The sequence below is a fragment of the Geodermatophilus sp. FMUSA9-8 genome (assembly GCF_037034165.1).
In the GTDB taxonomy this organism is placed as follows: Bacteria; Actinomycetota; Actinomycetes; order Mycobacteriales; family Geodermatophilaceae; genus Geodermatophilus; species Geodermatophilus nigrescens.
The window spans coordinates 86243-101616 of record NZ_JBAGKE010000003.1; the positions used below are offsets into that span (position 1 = coordinate 86243).

The following is a 15374-nucleotide window of genomic DNA, read 5'->3' on the forward strand; positions in this document are numbered from 1 at the left end:
GAGCCCCGTCCCCGTGAGGGACGGGGCTCGTCGCGTTCCGGAGCCCTCCGGCGCCCCGAGCGGCCCAGCGGTCCCGGGCGGCCCGCGACGTCAGCGCAGGCTGCGGGCCCGGGCGTCGCGGCCGGTGGCGGCGCGGATGTCGACGATCCGGCGGATCGCCCGCTCCAGGGCGTAGTCGGCGCTCGCGGCGACGCCCTTCACGTCGGCATTGAGCTCGGCGGCCACGCCGATGGCCTGCTGCAGCCCGTCGATGCTCCAGCCGCGCGCCTGCGTCTGGGCCTTCTTGACCTTCCACGGCGGCAGCTTGAGCGCGCGGGCCAGGTCGCCGGTGTTGGCGGTGTTCAGCGAGGTCACCCGGGCCGCGGTGCGGATGCCGTCGGCGATCGCGTCGGCGATGAGCACGTGCGCGACGCCGCGCTCGAGCGCCCAGCGCAGCATCTCCAGCGACCCCGTGCGGTCGCCCACCAGCACCCGCTCGGCGACGGTGAACCCGGTGACCTCGGCCTGGCCCCGGTGGAACCGGGCGACGGCGTCGGCGTCGATGGTGCCGCCGAAGTCGGCCACGAGCTGGGTGGCCGCCGACGACAGCGCCCGCAGGTCACCGCCGACCGCGTCGACCAGCGCGCCGATCGCGTCCGGGGTGATCCGGCCGCCGGCCGACCGCACCTCGTTGCGCACGAACGCCGCCCGGTCGCCCGGGGAGGAGATCTTGGCGCACTCGTCGACGGCCCCGCCGGCGGCGGTGAGCGTCTTGACCAGGGCCTCGTTGCGCTTGCCGCCGTGGTGGACGACCACCAGCGTCAGCTCCGGGTCGGGGTCCTTGCAGTAGGCGGTCAGCGCGTCGACCAGCGCGCCGGCCGCCTCCTGCACGCCGGACACGACGACGAGGCGGTGCTCGCCGAACAGGGAGGGCGCCAGCACGTCGGCCAGCTGACCGACGGGCAGGCCCAGCGCGGTCAGCTCGTGCAGCTCGGCCTGCGGGTGGCGCTCGAAGACGGCGGCGCGCACGGCGGCCACGGCGCGGGAGCGCAGCAGCTCCTCCTCCCCGACGACGGCCCGCAGGCGGGAGGTCGGTGCCGGGGGTGCCGCTGCCACGTCCCGATGGTGTCACGCGGTGCCGACGGGACCGGCGCCCCGGCAGTGCGTGCCGGGGAGCGTCGTCCCCGCCGGGCCCCCTGCCGGCGCCCTCGGTCGCCACCGCGCCCGCACCCGGGGCGCCGCGCGCCGCGACGCCCCATTCCCCCGCCGAGCCGACCACCGCGAGGTCGCCCTCCCGGTCGGTGCGGTGCACCTGCATGCCGGCGCGGGACAGCCACGTCAGCAGCCGCGGCGCCGGGTGCCCGTAGGTGTTGTCCGCGCCGACGCTGAGCAGTGCCACCCGGGCGCCCGACGCCGCGAGGAACGCCGGGTCGGCGTCGGCGCTGCCGTGGTGCGGCACCTTGAGGACGTCGGCGCGCAGGTCGACCCCGCGGGCGAGCACCCGCGCCTCGGCCGCCGCGCTCAGGTCGCCGGTGAGCAGCACCCGGACGCCGCGGACGGTGACCCGGACGACCAGCGACAGGTCGTTGGGCTCGGCGGCCGCCGTCGCGACCTCCGACGGTGGGGCGAGGACCTGCAGCGTCGCGCCGCCCACGGTGCGCACGTCGCCGGGCGCGAGCACCTCGCGGCGCGCGCCGGCCCGGGCGGTGAGCGCGTCGAGGGCGGGCAGGCGGTCGTCGGCCGGGGACAGCGCGCCGGTGGCGACGGTGCCGACCTCCCGGCCCGTGAGCGCGCCGGCCAGCCCGCCGGCGTGGTCGGCGTCGAGGTGGGACAGCAGGACCAGCGGCAGCGCGTCGATGCCCAGCCGGTCGAGGCAGCGGTCGATCGGCCCGACCTCGGGGCCGGAGTCGACGAGCACGCCCTCCCCCGGCGCGGTGGGCACGACCAGGCCGTCGCCCTGGCCGACGTCGCAGGCGACGAGGACGGCGTCGGCCGGCGGCCAGCCGTCGGCCGCCTGCCGCAGCGGCCAGCCGAGCAGCACCAGGCCCACGGCGGCGGCGAGGGCCAGGGCGCGCAGCCGCCGGAACCGCCACATCAGCAGGCCGGCGGCGAGCAGCAGCACGGTGAGCAGCAGCGCGCCGCGGGTACCGGCGGGCCAGCCGACCGCCCCGTCGGGGAGGCCGGCCGCGACCCGGGCCACGGCGACCAGCCACCGCACGGGCCAGCCGGCGAGCCAGGTCAGCGCGTCACCCAGCGGCGACACGACGGCGCCGGCCAGGGCCGCCAGCAGGCCGAGGACGGTGGCCGGCGGCACCGCGGGCGCGGCGAGCAGGTTGGCCGGCAGCGAGACCGGGCTGACCAGGCCCGACAGGCCGGCGACCAGCGGTGCGGTGGCCAGCCCCGCGGCCGCCGCGACGGCGACGGCGTCGGCGACCGGCCCCGGCCAGCCGCGGTCGCGCAGCCGGCGGGACCAGCCCGGCGCGAGCAGCACGATGGCCGCGGTGGCGCCCACCGACAGCGCGAAGCCGGCGTCGCGGGCCAGTCCGGGGTCGAGGAGCAGCAGGACGGTCACCGCGGCCGCCAGCGCGGGCACCGCCACCCGCGACCGCCCCGACGCGAGCGCCAGCAGCCCGACCCCGCCCATCGCCGCGGCGCGGACGACGCTCGCGCTCGGCCGGGCCAGGACGACGAAGCCGGCGAGGGCGACCAGCGCCACTCCCGCCTGCACGCGCCGGTCGACCGCGCGGCGGCGCAGCGGCGCCAGCACGCCGGCCAGCACGATCGCCACGTTCGCGCCGGAGACCGCGGTCAGGTGGGACAGGCCGGCGCGGCGGAAGTCCTCCGCGAGGACCGGGTCCATCGCCCGCGTGTCCCCCACGACCAGGCCGGGCAGCAGCCCCGCCGCGGGATCGCCGAGCACCCGCGCCGCCGAGGCGGCCAGGCCGTCGCGCAGCCCGCCGGCCAGTGCCTGGGTCCCCGGCACCGCACCGACGGCCTCCGGCGGGCCCCGCGCCGACAACCGGGCGACCACGCCCTCGGCCGGTGCGGCGGCGGTGACCGCGGCGCGGGCGCGCACCTGCTGGCCGGGCAGCAGGCCCGCCCAGCCCTCCACCGGCGCGAAGACGACCACGTCCGCGGTCAGGTGCACCCGGGCGCCCGCGTGGTCGAGGACGAGGACCGTGGCGTCGATCGCGAGCCGCGGCGTGGCGGCCGCGCCCACGAGCCGCGGGTCGCCGTCCACCTCCAGGACCAGCGTCACCGGGCCCGCGCCGGCGACGTCGAGGAGCGGCGAGGTGGCCCGCGCGGCACCCCGGACCGCGGCTGCACCGGCCGTCGTGGCCACCGCGGCGAGGACGGCCAGCGCCACCAGGACCCGCGGCCGATCGCGGGCGCGGAGCAGGACGGCGGCGGTGAGGACCGCGCCGGCCGAAACCAGCGCCGGGACGAGCGGCGGCAGCGGTCCGGCGGCCAGCGTCACGGCCCACACGGCGACGGCCACCGGCACGAGCCGGAGGTCCACCCACGTCCAGCGGCCCTCCGGCGCGCGGCTCACACCCGCACCCGGTCGGCGAGGTCGGCGTAGATCGACGGGCCGATGCCCGGGACGTCGTCGAGCTGCTCGACGCTGGTGAACCGGCCGGCGCTCTGCCGGTGGTCGACGATCCGCTGCGCCAGGACCGGGCCGATGCCCGGCAGCGCGTCCAGGTCGGCCACGGTGGCGGTGTTGAGGTCGACGGGCCCGGCGGTCGCGGCACCTCCGGCCGGCGCGGCCGCCGGTGCGGCGCCGGGCACGCCGACGGCCACCTGCTCGCCGTCGGCGACCACCGCGGCGAGGTTCACCGACGCGGGGTCGGCCTCCGGCAGCAGGCCGCCCGCCGCGGCGACCGCGTCGGCGACCCGCGAGCCCTGCGGCAGCGTGACCAGGCCGGGGCGCACCACGAGACCCACGACCGAGACGACGACGGTGAGCTGCGCATCGGCGGGCTGGGCGTCGGCGGCCTCCCCTCCCGGCGGGTCGGCGGGCGGTGGCGACGCCGAGGCCGGGGCGGGAGCCGGCGGGGGCATCTCGACGGCGGGCCGGTCGAGCCAGGTCCAGCCCGCGAGCAGCAGCGCGGCCATCAGCCCGGCGGCCCACAGCGCCCGGTTGCCCCGCCGGCCGGGGTCGACGCGGACCGTCCGCGCCGGCGCGCGGTGGCGGCCGAGCCCGGGAGGGAGCCCGTCGGAGAGGTCGTCGCCGGGTGCGGCAGGAGCGTCCCGTCCGGCGGCCCGTCCGGCGTCCTCCTCCGGCTCCCCGCCCCAGCGGTCCTCGTTGGGGGCGTCGTGGTCCGGGGGGTCGTCCTCGGGCAGCCAGCCCGACCGCCGGCCCTCCGCCAGCAGCACCCGCAGGCGGGCGCGGATGACGTCGGCGTCGTCGTCGCGGCGGGAGGTCAGGCGCACGCGGCGGACGCTAGGAAGCCGCCGCGGCCACCGGTCCGGTCACGGGAGGACTGTGGACGGCGAGCGGGCCTGTGGACGCGCGGAGCCGTCCGGGAGGTACCCGGGTGCAGCCTGCGCCCGTGCCCGCCTCCTGCTCAGCCCTCCCCGGGGTCCTCCACGGTGCCCTCCGGAGTCTCCTCCGGCTCCTCCGGCGCCACCTCGGCCGGCGCCACGACGACGCCCACCGCGCCGGGGCCCACGTGCGCGCCGATCACCGCGCCGAGTTCGCTGACGTGCATCTCGCGGATCCCGGGGAGGGCCTCCCGCAGCTGCGCGGCGAGCTTCTCCGCGCGGTCGGCCGCGGCCAGGTGGTGCACGGCGACCGACGCGCCCGCCCCGCCGGCCGCCTCGACGGCGCGCTGCACGAGGCGGGTCATCGCCCGCCCGGTCGTGCGGACCCGCTCCAGCGGCACCACCGTGCCGTCGACGACGTGCAGCAGCGGCTTGATGGACAGCGCCGTGCCGAGCAGCGAGGCGGCGGGCCCGATGCGGCCGCCGCGGCGCAGGTGCTCGAGGGTGTCGACGACGAACAGCGTGCGGGTGCGGGCGGCGGTGCCGTTGGCGACCGCGGCCACCTCCTGCGCGGTGGCGCCCTCGGCGGCCGCCCGCGCGGCCGCGAGGACGGCGAAGCCGGTGCCCATGGCGGTGGAGCGGGTGTCGACGACGGTCACCACGTGCTCGCCGACCTGCCCGGCGGCCAGTCGCGCCGCGTCCCAGGTGCCGGAGAGGTCGGCGGACAGGTGGACCGACACCACGCGGTCGGCGCCCTCGGCCAGCCGTCGGCGGTAGGCGGCGACGAAGTCGCCGGGCGTGGGCCGCGACGTGGAGACCCGCTGGCCGCGGGTGCCCAGAGCCCGGGCGACGTCCTCCGGGGTGATCTCCTCGCCCTCGCGCCCCGACCGGCCGGCCAGGACGACGTAGCAGGGCACCACCTCGATGCCGTACCGGGCGACGACGTCCGGGGGCAGGTAGGCCGTGGAGTCGGTGACCACGGCGACGGACACCAGGCGAGGCTAGACCGCGCGCCGGCGGTGGCGTGTCGCGGAGGGAGCCGGCGGGCGTCCGGCGGGTGTCCTCAGGACAGCGCGTCGGCGTCCGAGGCGGGCGGCGGGGCGGCCTCGGGGGTGGCGCCGTCGGCGGGCCGGGCGACCCTGCCGTCGCCCTCGGCCGCGGGGACGGCGGCCACCGTGCTGTTGTGCCGCATCAGCCGCCAGCGGTCGCCCTGCCGCACGACCTCGCTCCAGCCGCAGTTCGACAGCGGGCCGAACACCCGCCGGTGCTCGGGGCCCAGGCCCAGCAGCGCCTCGATCAGCCGCCCGGCCGTGCCGCCGTGGGTGACGACGACGGCGACGTCGACGGGCGGGAGGTCCACGAGCGCGGCCAGCGCCCGGGCGACGACCGCCGCGTTCTCCTCGCCGCCGCGGCCGTGCACCGGCCGGCCGGCGAGCCAGTCGGCGAACTGCTCGGGATACCGCTGCTCGACCTCGCCACGGGTCAGGCCCTCCCAGCAGCCGAGCCCGTGCTCGCGCAGCCGCTCGTCGATCCGCAGGTCCACACCGAGGAGGTCGGTGAGGGCCAGCGCGGTGTCGGCGGCACGCACGAGGTCGCTGGAGACGACGACGGACGACCCGGTGCGCAGTCCGCCCGCCGCGAGGTGCGGCGCCGTGCGGGCGGCCTGGGCGCGGCCCTCGGCGTCGAGCGGCGGGTCCATCTGGCCCTGGAAGCGGCCGGTGGCGTTCCACTCCGTCCGGCCGTGCCGCCAGACGAGCAGGCGTGGGACGGGCAGGGGCGGCAGCTCGGGCAGGCTCATCGGGGGTGTGCGGCCGTCAGCGGCCGGACGCCCCCGGCTCACCGGTCGCGCCGTCCCCGCCGGTCCCCCCGTCGAGCAGCGGGTCGGCCTCGAGCAGGTCGTCGTCGAGCAGGTCCTCGTCGGTCGCGCCGCCCGCGTCGGCCTGCTCGGCGTCCGGGTCGGGCGCGAGCAGCACGGGCGAGGCGCCGGCCGGGTCGACGTCGTCCCCGGAGACCACGCCGCCGGAGACCGCACCGTCAGCGACGGCGCGGTCTCCGGCCGGGCCGGTAGCGCCGTCGGCGGGCAGCGCCCGGTCGACGAAGGGGATCGTCGGGCAGTCCTTCCACAGGCGCTCGAGCGCGTAGTAGGCCCGCTCCTCGGTGTGCTGGACGTGCACGACGACGTCGACGAAGTCCAGCAGCACCCAGCGCGCCTCGGCGACGCCCTCGCGGCGCACCGGCTTCACGCCGTGGCGGCGCAGCCGCTCCTCGACCTCGTCGACGATCGACTGCACCTGGCGCTCGCTGGGCGCGGAGGCGAGCACGAAGGCGTCGGTGATGGCGAGCCGGTCGCTGACGTCGACGATCGAGACGTCGGTGGCGAGCTTGTCGGCGGCGGCCTGGGCCGCGAGCAGTGCGGTCTCCCGCGCCTCGGCGGAGGCGGTCATCGGGGCATCTCCCGGAGGTGTTCGGTGGGTGGGTCGGCGGGGCCGGCGGCGGGCCGGCCGGTGCGCGGGGCGCCGGGGCGCCGGGCGGTCTGCCCGCTCCGGTACAGCCCACGCTTCTCGATGTACTGGACGACCCCGTCGGGCACGAGGTACCAGACCGGCATCCCGCGGGCGACGCGGTCGCGGCAGTCGGTGGAGCTGATGGCCAGGGCCGGGATCTCGACCAGGCTCACCGCGCCCTCGGGCAGGTGGCCGTCGGCGAGCGCGTACCCGGGGCGGGTGACGCCGACGAAGTGCGCCAGCCGGAGGAAGCGGTCGCTGTCGCGCCAGCTGAGGATCTGGGCGAGCGCGTCGGCGCCGGTGATGAAGAACAGCTCGGCGTCGGGGCGCTGGGCGTGCAGGTCGGAGAGGGTGTCGATCGTGTACGTCGGCCCCTCGCGGTCGACGTCGACCCGGCTGACGGAGAACCGCGGGTTCGAGGCGGTGGCGATGACGGTCATGAGGTAGCGGTCCTCGGCGGGGCTGACCTCCCGCTCGGTCTTCTGCCAGGGCTGGCCGGTCGGCACGAAGACGACCTCGTCGAGACCGAACAGACCGGCGACCTCGCTGGCGGCGACCAGGTGGCCGTGGTGGACGGGGTCGAACGTCCCACCCATCACGCCGATCCGCGTCCCAGCCACCGATCGAGCCTAGCCGGGCGGGGCGATGCGGGCCGGACCGGTCCGGCCCCGGTGGAACGGGCGGTGGACGGCGCCCGGTCCGGACGGCCGGGCGCGGTCGTCGCCGCACCCGGCCGCCGGGACCGGGGTCCGGTCACGACCGGCACCCCCGTGCCGTCGGTCGCTCCCCCGGGCTCCGCCGCCGGGGCGGAGGAGCCGGGGTGGCGCCGGACCGGACCCGGCACCGCGCTGACCAACGGAACGAGCGTGATCCGGTTACGGCTGCGGCGCGGATCCACCGTCCCGGGCGTGTCGGGCACGCGTGCCGCCACGGAGCGCACCGCGGCGGTCACGGGTCAGAGGGTGGTCACGAAGTCGGCCAACTGGGTGGCGTTGCGGCACTCGACCATGTCGATGACCTCGCCGTAGCGGTCGGCCGCCGAGTCGCCGCTCCCCCACAGCCGCCGCGGCTCCGGGTTGAGCCAGTGCGCCGAGCGGGCACGGCGCACCAGGTCGGCGAGCACCGGCAGCCCCGGCTGGCGGTAGTTGGTCCGCCCGTCGCCGAGCACGAGCAGCGACGTCTTCGGCCCGACCGCGGTCGGCCAGCGGTCGGCGAACACCTCGAGGGCGTTGCCGTAGTCGCTGTGCCCGTCGAAGGCCACCACGTCGGCCTCCCGGCCGATCCGGGCGATCGCCTGGGTGACGTCGGCGCCGGGCCGGAAGAAGCGGGTCACCTCGTCGGTGGCGTCGACGAACGCGAACGCCCGCACGCCGGAGAAGTGCTCGCGCAGCGCCTGGGTGAGCATCAGCGTGAAGTGGCTGAACCCGGCCACCGAGCCGCTGACGTCGCACAGCACGACCAGCTCCGGCTTGTGCACCTTGCGCGGCCGGTGGTGGGTGACCACCGGGACGCCGCCGGTACCGAGCGAGGCGCGCACGGTCTTGCGGAAGTCCAGCCGGCCCTCGCGGCCCATCCGCCGCCGCGCCGACAGCCGCACCGCCAGCCGGCGGGCCAGCGGCGCCACCGCCCGCCGCAGCTCGGCGAGGTCGGCCTGCTGCGCGCGCAGGAAGTCGACCTGCTCGGCCAGCGGCCGCACCGCGCTCTTCGCCACGCGGTCCCGGCCGCGCTCGGCCGCCGCCCGCCGCCGCACCTCGGCGTCCACGGCCGCCCGGAACGCGGCCAGCCGCTCGCGCACCGTCTGCCGCGCCACCTGCTCGGCCAGGCCGCCACGGCCGCCGTCCCCGAGGAGCCCGGCGAGCAGCTGGGCGACCAGGGTGTCGGGCGAGAGCGCCCGCATCACCCGGTAGCCGAAGAACGACTGCCCCGACGGCGACGCCGGCGCCCGGCCGAGCTGCTCCACGGCCCTCCGGGCGAAGCGGCGCAGCGCCTCGTCGTCGCCGTCGGCGAGCAGGCGGGCGAGTTCGGCGCGCATCCGCTCGGCGAGGTCGCGCTCGTCGCCGTCGCCGTGCCCGTCGGGCAGGTCGAGCGTCGCGCCGTCGTCGGCGTCCTCGTCCGCATCCCCGCTGTCGGGGTCCCCGTCGGCGTCGGGGCCGGACGCGGGGCGGTCGGACAGCGGCCACCACAGGTCGAACAGCACGTCGTAGGCCGGCCGCTGCGACGCCCGCTGCAGCAGCACCGCCGCCAGGCCGTGCCGCAGCTGCTCGCGCTCGAGCAGGTCGACGACGGTGAGGATCTCGGCGGCGTCGACGGCCTGGCTGATCCCGACCGGGATACCGGCCTCGCGCACCGCGCGCACGAACCCGTCGAGATGCCCGGCCAGACCGCCCGCGGCGACCGGGCCGGGAGCCGCCGGCGCGCTCATCAGTTGAGCCGCAGCTCGGCGGCGGCCCGGTCCTGGTCGCTGGCGTGCTTGAGCACCACGCCGAGCGTCGCGCGCACCGCCGTCTCGTCGAGGGTGTCCAGGCCCAGCTCCAGCAGCGTCTGCGCCCAGTCGAGGGTCTCGGAGATCGACGGCGACTTCTTCAGCTCCATCGCCCGCAGCGCCCGGATGGTGCGCACGAGCTGCTCGGCCAGCGCCGGCGCGAGGTCGGGCACCCGGGAGAGCACGATCTCCCGCTCCCGCTCGGCCGACGGGTAGTCCAGCGACAGGTACAGACAGCGCCGCTTGAGCGCCTCGGACAGCTCGCGCGTGGCGTTGGAGGTGAGGACCACCGTGGGCCGGCGGGTGGCGGCGACCGTGCCGAGCTCGGGGATGGTCACCTGGAAGTCGCTGAGCACCTCGAGCAGCAGGCCCTCGACCTCGACGTCGGCCTTGTCGGTCTCGTCGATGAGCAGCACGGTGGGCTCGGTGCGCCGGATCGCGGTGAGCAGCGGCCGCGACAGCAGGAACTCCTCGCCGAAGATGTCGTCGTGGACGGTGTCCCAGTCCGCGCCGCCGTCGCCCTGCGCCGCCTGGATGCGCAGCAGCTGCTTCTTGTAGTTCCACTCGTACAGCGCCCGCGCCTCGTCGAGCCCCTCGTAGCACTGCAGCCGGATCAGCTCCGCGCTCGTCGCCGCCGCCAGCGCCTTGGCGAGCTCGGTCTTGCCGGTGCCGGCCGGTCCCTCGACGAGCAGCGGCTTGCCCAGCCGGTCGGCGAGGAAGACCGTCGTCGCGATCCGCTCGTCGGGCAGGTACCCCGCCGTGGACAGCCGCTTCTCGACGTCGCTGACGGAGGAGAACTGCGGCAGTTGCGTCGGCGGGCGGGGCATGGGACTCCTCGAGGGGGAGGCCGGGGTCAGCGCGTGTGGCCGTTCCCGGTGACGACGTAGGTGGTGCTGGTCAGCTCGGGCAGGCCCAGCGGCCCGCGCGCGTGCAGCTTCTGGGTGGAGATGCCGATCTCGGCGCCGAACCCGAACTCGCCGCCGTCGGTGAACCGGGTGGAGGCGTTGACCAGGACGGCGGCCGCGTCGACCCCGGCGGTGAACGCGGCGATGGCGGCCGCGGAGTCGGCGACGATGGCCTCGCTGTGCCCGCTCCCCCACCGCGCGATGTGGTCGAGGGCCTGCGGCAGGTCGTCGACCACCCGCACGGCCATGTCCATCGACAGGTACTCGGTGGCCCAGTCCTCGTCGGTGGCCGGGACGACGGCGTCGTGCGCGGCGCGGGCGGCGGCGTCGCCGTGCAGCGTCACGCCGGCGTCGGCGAGCGCGGTGAGCAGCCGCGGCAGGACCGGTGCGTCGCGGTGCACGAGCAGCGTCTCCGCGGAGTTGCACACGCTGACCCGGTGCGTCTTGGAGTTGAGCACCACGGCCTCGGCCATGGCGGCGTCGGCGGAGGCGTCGACGTAGACGTGGCAGTTGCCGACGCCGGTCTCGATGACCGGCACCTGCGCCTCGCGGACCACCCGCTGGATGAGCGAGGCCCCGCCGCGCGGGATGACGAGGTCGACCAGTCCGCGCGCGGAGAGCAGCTCGCCCACGGAGGCGCGGTCGGCGGGCAGCAGCTCGACGGCGCCCTCCGGCAGCCCGGCCTTCTGCCCGGCCTCGGACAGGACGGCGACCAGCGCGGTGTTCGTGCCGAACGCCGACGCCGAGCCGCGCAGCAGCGCCGCGTTGCCGCTCTTCAGGCACAGGCCCGCGGCGTCGACGGTCACGTTGGGCCGCGCCTCGTAGACGATCCCGATCACGCCGAAGGGCACCCGGACCTGGCGCAGCTCGAGCCCGTTGGGCAGCCGGGACCCGCGGACGACGTCGCCCACCGGGTCGGGCAGCGCGACCAGCTCGCGCAGCGCCGCGGCCACCCCGGCGACCCGGCCGGCGTCGAGGCGCAGCCGGTCGAGCACCGACGCCGGGGTGCCGTCGGCGGCCGCGGCCTCGACGTCGCGCGCGTTGGCGGCGAGCACCTCGTCGGTGCGCTCGACCAGCGCGTCGGCCATCGCGGACAGCGCGGCGTCCTTGACGTCGGTCGGCAGGGTGCGCAGCACCCGGGAGGCGGCGCGGGCGCGCGTGACGGCGGCCCCGATCAGCGGCAGCTCGGCGGCGTCGGACACGCCCTCACGCTACCCGGCGCCCCTCCCGGCCGGGCGTGTCGCCGATGTGTGAGAATGGTTCTCATGCCCACGACCTCGACGCGCGTGCTCGCCGCGACCGCCGCCTCGGCCACCGCCCTCCTGCTGACCGCCTGCGGGTCCGGCGACGACGCGGCCGCGGCGTCGGACGGCGTCGGCGTCGTGGCGGCCTTCTACCCGCTGCAGTGGGCCGCCGAGCGGGTCGGCGGCGACCGGGTCGACGTCACCTCGCTCACCCCGCCGGGCGCCGAGCCGCACGACCTCGAGCTCACCCCGCGCGACGTCGCCTCCCTCACCGAGGCCGACCTCGTCGTCTACCTCCAGGGCTTCCAGCCGGCGCTCGACGACGCCGCGGCCGAGGCCGGCGACAACACCTGGGACGCCGGCCAGGCGGCCGACCTCTCGCTGACGACCGAGGAGCACTCACACGAGGGCGAGAGCGAGGAGGAGCACGCCGAGCACGCCGAGGAGGAGGGCGGCGAGGAGGTCACCGACCCGCACTTCTGGCTCGACCCGACGCGGCTGGCCGACGTCGGCGACGCGCTGGCCGAGCGGCTCGCCGAGACCGACCCCGACGGCGCCGCCACCTACGAGGAGAACGCCGCCGCGCTGCGCACCGACCTCGAGGCCCTCGACGCCGAGATGCAGGAGGGCCTGGCCGACTGCGCGGTGAGCACGCTCGTCACCTCCCACGACGCCTTCGGCTACCTCGCCGACCGGTACGGTCTGGAGGTGGTCGGCATCAGCGGCCTGAGCCCCTCGACGGAGCCCAGCCCCGGGCAGCTCGCCGAGATCTCCACCCTGGTGCGGGAGACCGGCGTGACCACCGTCTACACCGAGACCCTCGTCGACCCCGCCGTCGCCGAGACCGTCGCGCAGGAGGCCGGCGTGCAGACCGCCGTGCTCGACCCGCTCGAGGGCCTCACCGACGAGTCGGCCGGGTCGGACTACCTCGAGGTCATGCGCGCCGACCTGGCCACGCTGCAGGAGGGACAGGGCTGCGCATGAGCGACCCCGCGCTACGCCTCGCCGGCGCCACCATCGGGTACGGCGACGTCGCGATCGTCCGTGACGCCGACCTGACCGTGCGGCGCGGCGAGGCCGTCGCGGTGCTCGGCTCCAACGGGTCGGGCAAGACCACGCTCTCCCGCGGGGTGCTGGGCCTGGCCACGGTGCTCGGCGGCACCGTGGAGGTGCTCGGCGCCCCGGTCGGCCGACTGCGCGAGCGCGGCCGGGTCGGGTACGTGCCGCAGCGCCACACGGTCAGCGGCGCCATGCCGGCGACCGTCCGCGAGGTCGTCACCGTCGGCCGGCTGCCCCGCCTGGGGCTGTTCCGCCGGCCCGGTCCGCGCGACCGCGCCGCCGTCGCCGAGGCCGTGGCCGCCGTGGGCCTGGCCGACCGGCTCGAGGACCCGGTGGCCTCCCTCTCCGGCGGTCAGCAGCGGCGTGTGCTCGTGGCCCGGGCGCTGGCCGCCGAGCCCGAGCTGCTGATCATGGACGAGCCGACCGCCGGCGTGGACGCGGCCAGCCAGGCGGCGCTGGCCGGCGTGCTCGCCCGGGTGTCCGCGGGCGGCACGACACTGGTGGTCGTGACCCACGAGACCGGCCCGCTGGCGGGGGTGCTCACCCGCGCGGTCGTCGTCGACTCGGGGCTGCTGACCTACGACGGGCCGCTGGCCGGCGCGGGCGCCCCGGCCGGGCCCGACTGCCACCACCCCGCGGAGGCTGATGAGCGGCCTGCCCGCGGCTACTCGCTCGACCAGCCGCGCCCGGCGCCCGACGCCGTCCGGGTGCGCGACGGGAGCCGCTGACGTGGAACTGCTCGAGTACGGCTTCATGCAGCGGGCGCTGCTCGCCTCGCTGATGGTCGGCCTGGTCGCGCCCGCGGTCGGCGTCTTCCTCGTCCAGCGGCGGCTGTCGCTGCTCGGCGACGGCCTCGGCCACGTCGCGCTCACCGGCGTCGGCGTCGGCGTGCTCACCTCCAGCGCCCCGGTGGGCACCGCCCTGGTGGCCGCCGTCCTCGGCGCCGTGCTCATCGAGCTGGTCCGTGCGCGCGGGCGCACCAGCGGCGACGTCGCCCTCGCCGTCCTGTTCTACGGCGGCATCGCCGGCGGTGTCGTGCTGCTGTCGCTCGCGCCGCGCGGGCAGGCCACCAACCTCGACGCCTACCTGTTCGGCGCGATCACCACGACGACGGCCGCCGACGTCGCGGTGTTCGGCGTGATCACCGTCGTCGTGCTGGGCGTGGTCTGGCTGCTCGGGCAGCGGCTGTACGCGGTGAGCGACGACGAGGAGTACGCCCGCGCCGTCGGGCTGCCGGTACTGCCGCTGAACACCGTGCTCGCGGCGCTCGTGGCCTCGACGGTCGTGCTGTCGATGCGGGTGGTGGGCCTGCTGCTCATCAGCGCGCTGATGATCCTGCCGAGCGCCGTGGCCCAGCTGGTGGGTCGCAGCTTCCGCACCACGCTGTACCTGGCGTGCGCGATCGGCGTCGTCGTCAGCGTCTCCGGCACCGCCGGCTCGTACTACACGGGCACCCCCTCGGGCGGCACCATCGTGCTGCTGGCGATCGCGCTGTTCCTGGCCGTCACGGCCGCCGTCGCCCTCCGCGACGCGACGGCGCGGCGGCGGCACGGGCGTAGGGTCGTCGTCCACGCCGCCCACCCGCACGAGCACGGCACCGGCTGCGGGCACCGGGCGGTGCCGCACGGCGACCACGTGGACTACGACCACGACGGCCACCTGCACGCGCCGCACCGGACGGGCAGCGGCGTGCACTACGACGAGCACACGGACGAGCACACGGACGAGCACACGGACGAGCACACGGGCGACCCGGTCGGGACGCCCCCGGCGGGGAGGACGGAGCGCGCGTGAGCGGCCCGGAGACGACCGAGGCGCCCGCCCGCCGGCAGACCCGCCAGCGGACGGCGGTGCTCGCGCTGCTCGAGCAGCAGGACGGCTTCCGCAGCGCCCAGGACCTGCACGCCCTGCTCCGCGAGCGCGGCGACGCCGTGGGCCTGGCCACCGTCTACCGCGCGCTACAGGCCCTGGTCGACGACGGCCTGCTCGACGTGCTCCGCAACGACGACGGCGAGGCGTCCTACCGGCGCTGCTCGCCGGTGCACCACCACCACCTGGTCTGCCGCTCGTGCGGGACGACGGTCGAGGTCGCCGACGCGCCGGTGGAGCGCTGGGCCGCCCGCGTGGCCGCCGAGCACGGGTTCACCGACGTGTCCCACCAGGTCGAGGTCTTCGGCACCTGCGCCGCCTGCCACGCCGCTCAGCGGTAGGGGTCGGTCACCTCGCGCAGCCGGGTGAGGGCCGCGCGCAGCTGTGCCGTCGTCTCCTCCCCGAGGTGGGCGGTCCACTCGGCCTCCACCCGCGCCTCCACCTCACGGGCCAGCGCGATGACGGCCCAGCCGCGCTCGGCGATCTGCACCAGCCGGGCGCGGGCGTCGGTCGGGTCGGGCACGCGCCGCACGTAGCCGGCGCGTTCGAGCTGGTCGACGAGGTGGCCCGCCGTCTGCTTGGTCACCAGCGCCTGCTCGGCCAGGTCGGTCAGCCGCGTCCCCTGCGGGCCGATCCGCGCGGCGATGCGCCCCTGGGCGGCGGTGATGTCGTCGAACCCCTTCTCCGCCATCGCGGCGAGCAGCCGGGCCTCCATGGCCCGGTGCGGGTAGAAGCAGAGCAGGCCCAGGTTCTGGCGGTCAGGCTCGGTCACGGGACCCCTTGACGATGGTCAGATCTTCTGACTAGATGGTCAGGACATCGTACCAACCCAGCGGAGACCGCC

14 protein-coding genes and 1 pseudogene are annotated in these 15374 nt (G+C 77.2%); 4 read left to right on the forward strand and 11 right to left on the reverse strand.

Going from position 1 to position 15374, the window contains the following annotated elements; all coding sequences use genetic code 11:
• Nucleotides 1–90: 90 nt before the first annotated feature.
• The 10 genes and pseudogenes from holA to WA616_RS07600 form a co-directional block, all read right to left on the reverse strand.
• Nucleotides 91–1095, reverse strand: a complete 1005-nt coding sequence (gene holA, locus WA616_RS07555) for a DNA polymerase III subunit delta (RefSeq protein ID WP_336028678.1) — start codon at nucleotides 1093–1095, stop codon at nucleotides 91–93.
• 331 nt (nucleotides 1096–1426) lie between these two features.
• Nucleotides 1427–3532 (reverse strand): annotated as a pseudogene (locus WA616_RS07560) (ComEC/Rec2 family competence protein); the annotation flags it as partial.
• Nucleotides 3529–4416, reverse strand: coding sequence for a ComEA family DNA-binding protein (locus tag WA616_RS07565; RefSeq protein ID WP_336028679.1), 888 nt, complete (start codon nucleotides 4414–4416; stop codon nucleotides 3529–3531). The gene WA616_RS07565 and the pseudogene WA616_RS07560, both read right to left, overlap by 4 nt.
• A 134-nt stretch (nucleotides 4417–4550) precedes the next feature.
• A complete protein-coding gene (locus WA616_RS07570) occupies nucleotides 4551–5459 on the reverse strand; it encodes a DegV family protein (RefSeq protein WP_336028680.1) in 909 nt (302 codons plus the stop codon).
• 71 nt (nucleotides 5460–5530) lie between these two features.
• On the reverse strand, nucleotides 5531–6265 hold the full coding sequence (locus WA616_RS07575; protein WP_336028681.1) for a histidine phosphatase family protein: 735 nt from the start codon (nucleotides 6263–6265) through the stop codon (nucleotides 5531–5533).
• Between the two features lie 16 nt (nucleotides 6266–6281).
• The gene (gene rsfS / locus WA616_RS07580; protein WP_336028683.1) at nucleotides 6282–6911 is read right to left on the reverse strand and encodes a ribosome silencing factor; all 630 of its coding nucleotides are present in this window, start codon (nucleotides 6909–6911) and stop codon (nucleotides 6282–6284) included.
• Nucleotides 6908–7591, reverse strand: coding sequence for a nicotinate-nucleotide adenylyltransferase (nadD, locus tag WA616_RS07585; RefSeq protein WP_336028685.1), 684 nt, complete (start codon nucleotides 7589–7591; stop codon nucleotides 6908–6910). Before nadD ends, rsfS begins: the two co-directional genes overlap by 4 nt.
• Before the next feature lie 335 nt (nucleotides 7592–7926).
• The gene (locus WA616_RS07590; RefSeq protein WP_336028686.1) at nucleotides 7927–9393 is read right to left on the reverse strand and encodes a vWA domain-containing protein; all 1467 of its coding nucleotides are present in this window, start codon (nucleotides 9391–9393) and stop codon (nucleotides 7927–7929) included.
• Nucleotides 9393–10280: an AAA family ATPase gene (locus WA616_RS07595; protein WP_336028688.1), complete on the reverse strand. Its 888-nt coding sequence runs from the start codon at nucleotides 10278–10280 to the stop codon at nucleotides 9393–9395. The genes WA616_RS07590 and WA616_RS07595 overlap by 1 nt, the downstream gene beginning before the upstream one ends.
• 26 nt (nucleotides 10281–10306) lie before the next feature.
• Nucleotides 10307–11560: a glutamate-5-semialdehyde dehydrogenase gene (locus WA616_RS07600; protein WP_336028689.1), complete on the reverse strand. Its 1254-nt coding sequence runs from the start codon at nucleotides 11558–11560 to the stop codon at nucleotides 10307–10309.
• A 63-nt stretch (nucleotides 11561–11623) separates the two neighbouring features.
• On the opposite strand from WA616_RS07600, the gene WA616_RS07605 reads away from it, so the two are divergent.
• The 4 genes from WA616_RS07605 to WA616_RS07620 are packed head-to-tail and all read left to right on the forward strand — an operon-like array spanning nucleotide 11624 to nucleotide 14871.
• Nucleotides 11624–12586 (forward strand): metal ABC transporter substrate-binding protein, encoded by a 963-nt coding sequence (locus tag WA616_RS07605; RefSeq protein WP_336028691.1) that lies wholly within the window; start codon nucleotides 11624–11626, stop codon nucleotides 12584–12586.
• Nucleotides 12583–13389, forward strand: a complete 807-nt coding sequence (locus WA616_RS07610; protein ID WP_336028692.1) for a metal ABC transporter ATP-binding protein — start codon at nucleotides 12583–12585, stop codon at nucleotides 13387–13389. Before WA616_RS07605 ends, WA616_RS07610 begins: the two co-directional genes overlap by 4 nt.
• A 1-nt stretch (nucleotide 13390) precedes the next feature.
• A complete protein-coding gene (locus WA616_RS07615; protein ID WP_336028693.1) occupies nucleotides 13391–14455 on the forward strand; it encodes a metal ABC transporter permease in 1065 nt (354 codons plus the stop codon).
• Entirely contained in the window at nucleotides 14452–14871 is a 420-nt protein-coding gene (locus WA616_RS07620) for a Fur family transcriptional regulator (RefSeq protein WP_336028695.1), read from the forward strand. The genes WA616_RS07615 and WA616_RS07620 overlap by 4 nt, the downstream gene beginning before the upstream one ends.
• Here WA616_RS07620 and WA616_RS07625 read toward each other — a convergent pair.
• Nucleotides 14862–15302 carry a MarR family winged helix-turn-helix transcriptional regulator gene (locus WA616_RS07625; RefSeq protein WP_336028696.1) on the reverse strand — a complete coding sequence of 147 codons (441 nt, stop codon included), beginning with the start codon at nucleotides 15300–15302 and terminating at the stop codon, nucleotides 14862–14864. The two genes, WA616_RS07620 and WA616_RS07625, sit on opposite strands and share 10 nt — an antisense overlap.
• Nucleotides 15303–15374: the final 72 nt, after the last annotated feature.

What these genes read in the sequence shown, in the direction of transcription:
- rsfS (WP_336028683.1), bottom strand. Translation starts at nt 6,911, where the DNA reads ATGACCGCCTCCGCCGAGGCGCGGGAGACCGCACTGCTCGCGGCCCAG.
- WA616_RS07605 (WP_336028691.1), top strand. Translation starts at nt 11,624, where the DNA reads ATGCCCACGACCTCGACGCGCGTGCTCGCCGCGACCGCCGCCTCGGCC.
- WA616_RS07575 (WP_336028681.1), bottom strand. Translation starts at nt 6,265, where the DNA reads ATGAGCCTGCCCGAGCTGCCGCCCCTGCCCGTCCCACGCCTGCTCGTC.
- WA616_RS07595 (WP_336028688.1), bottom strand. Translation starts at nt 10,280, where the DNA reads ATGCCCCGCCCGCCGACGCAACTGCCGCAGTTCTCCTCCGTCAGCGAC.
- WA616_RS07590 (WP_336028686.1), bottom strand. Translation starts at nt 9,393, where the DNA reads ATGAGCGCGCCGGCGGCTCCCGGCCCGGTCGCCGCGGGCGGTCTGGCC.
- WA616_RS07610 (WP_336028692.1), top strand. Translation starts at nt 12,583, where the DNA reads ATGAGCGACCCCGCGCTACGCCTCGCCGGCGCCACCATCGGGTACGGC.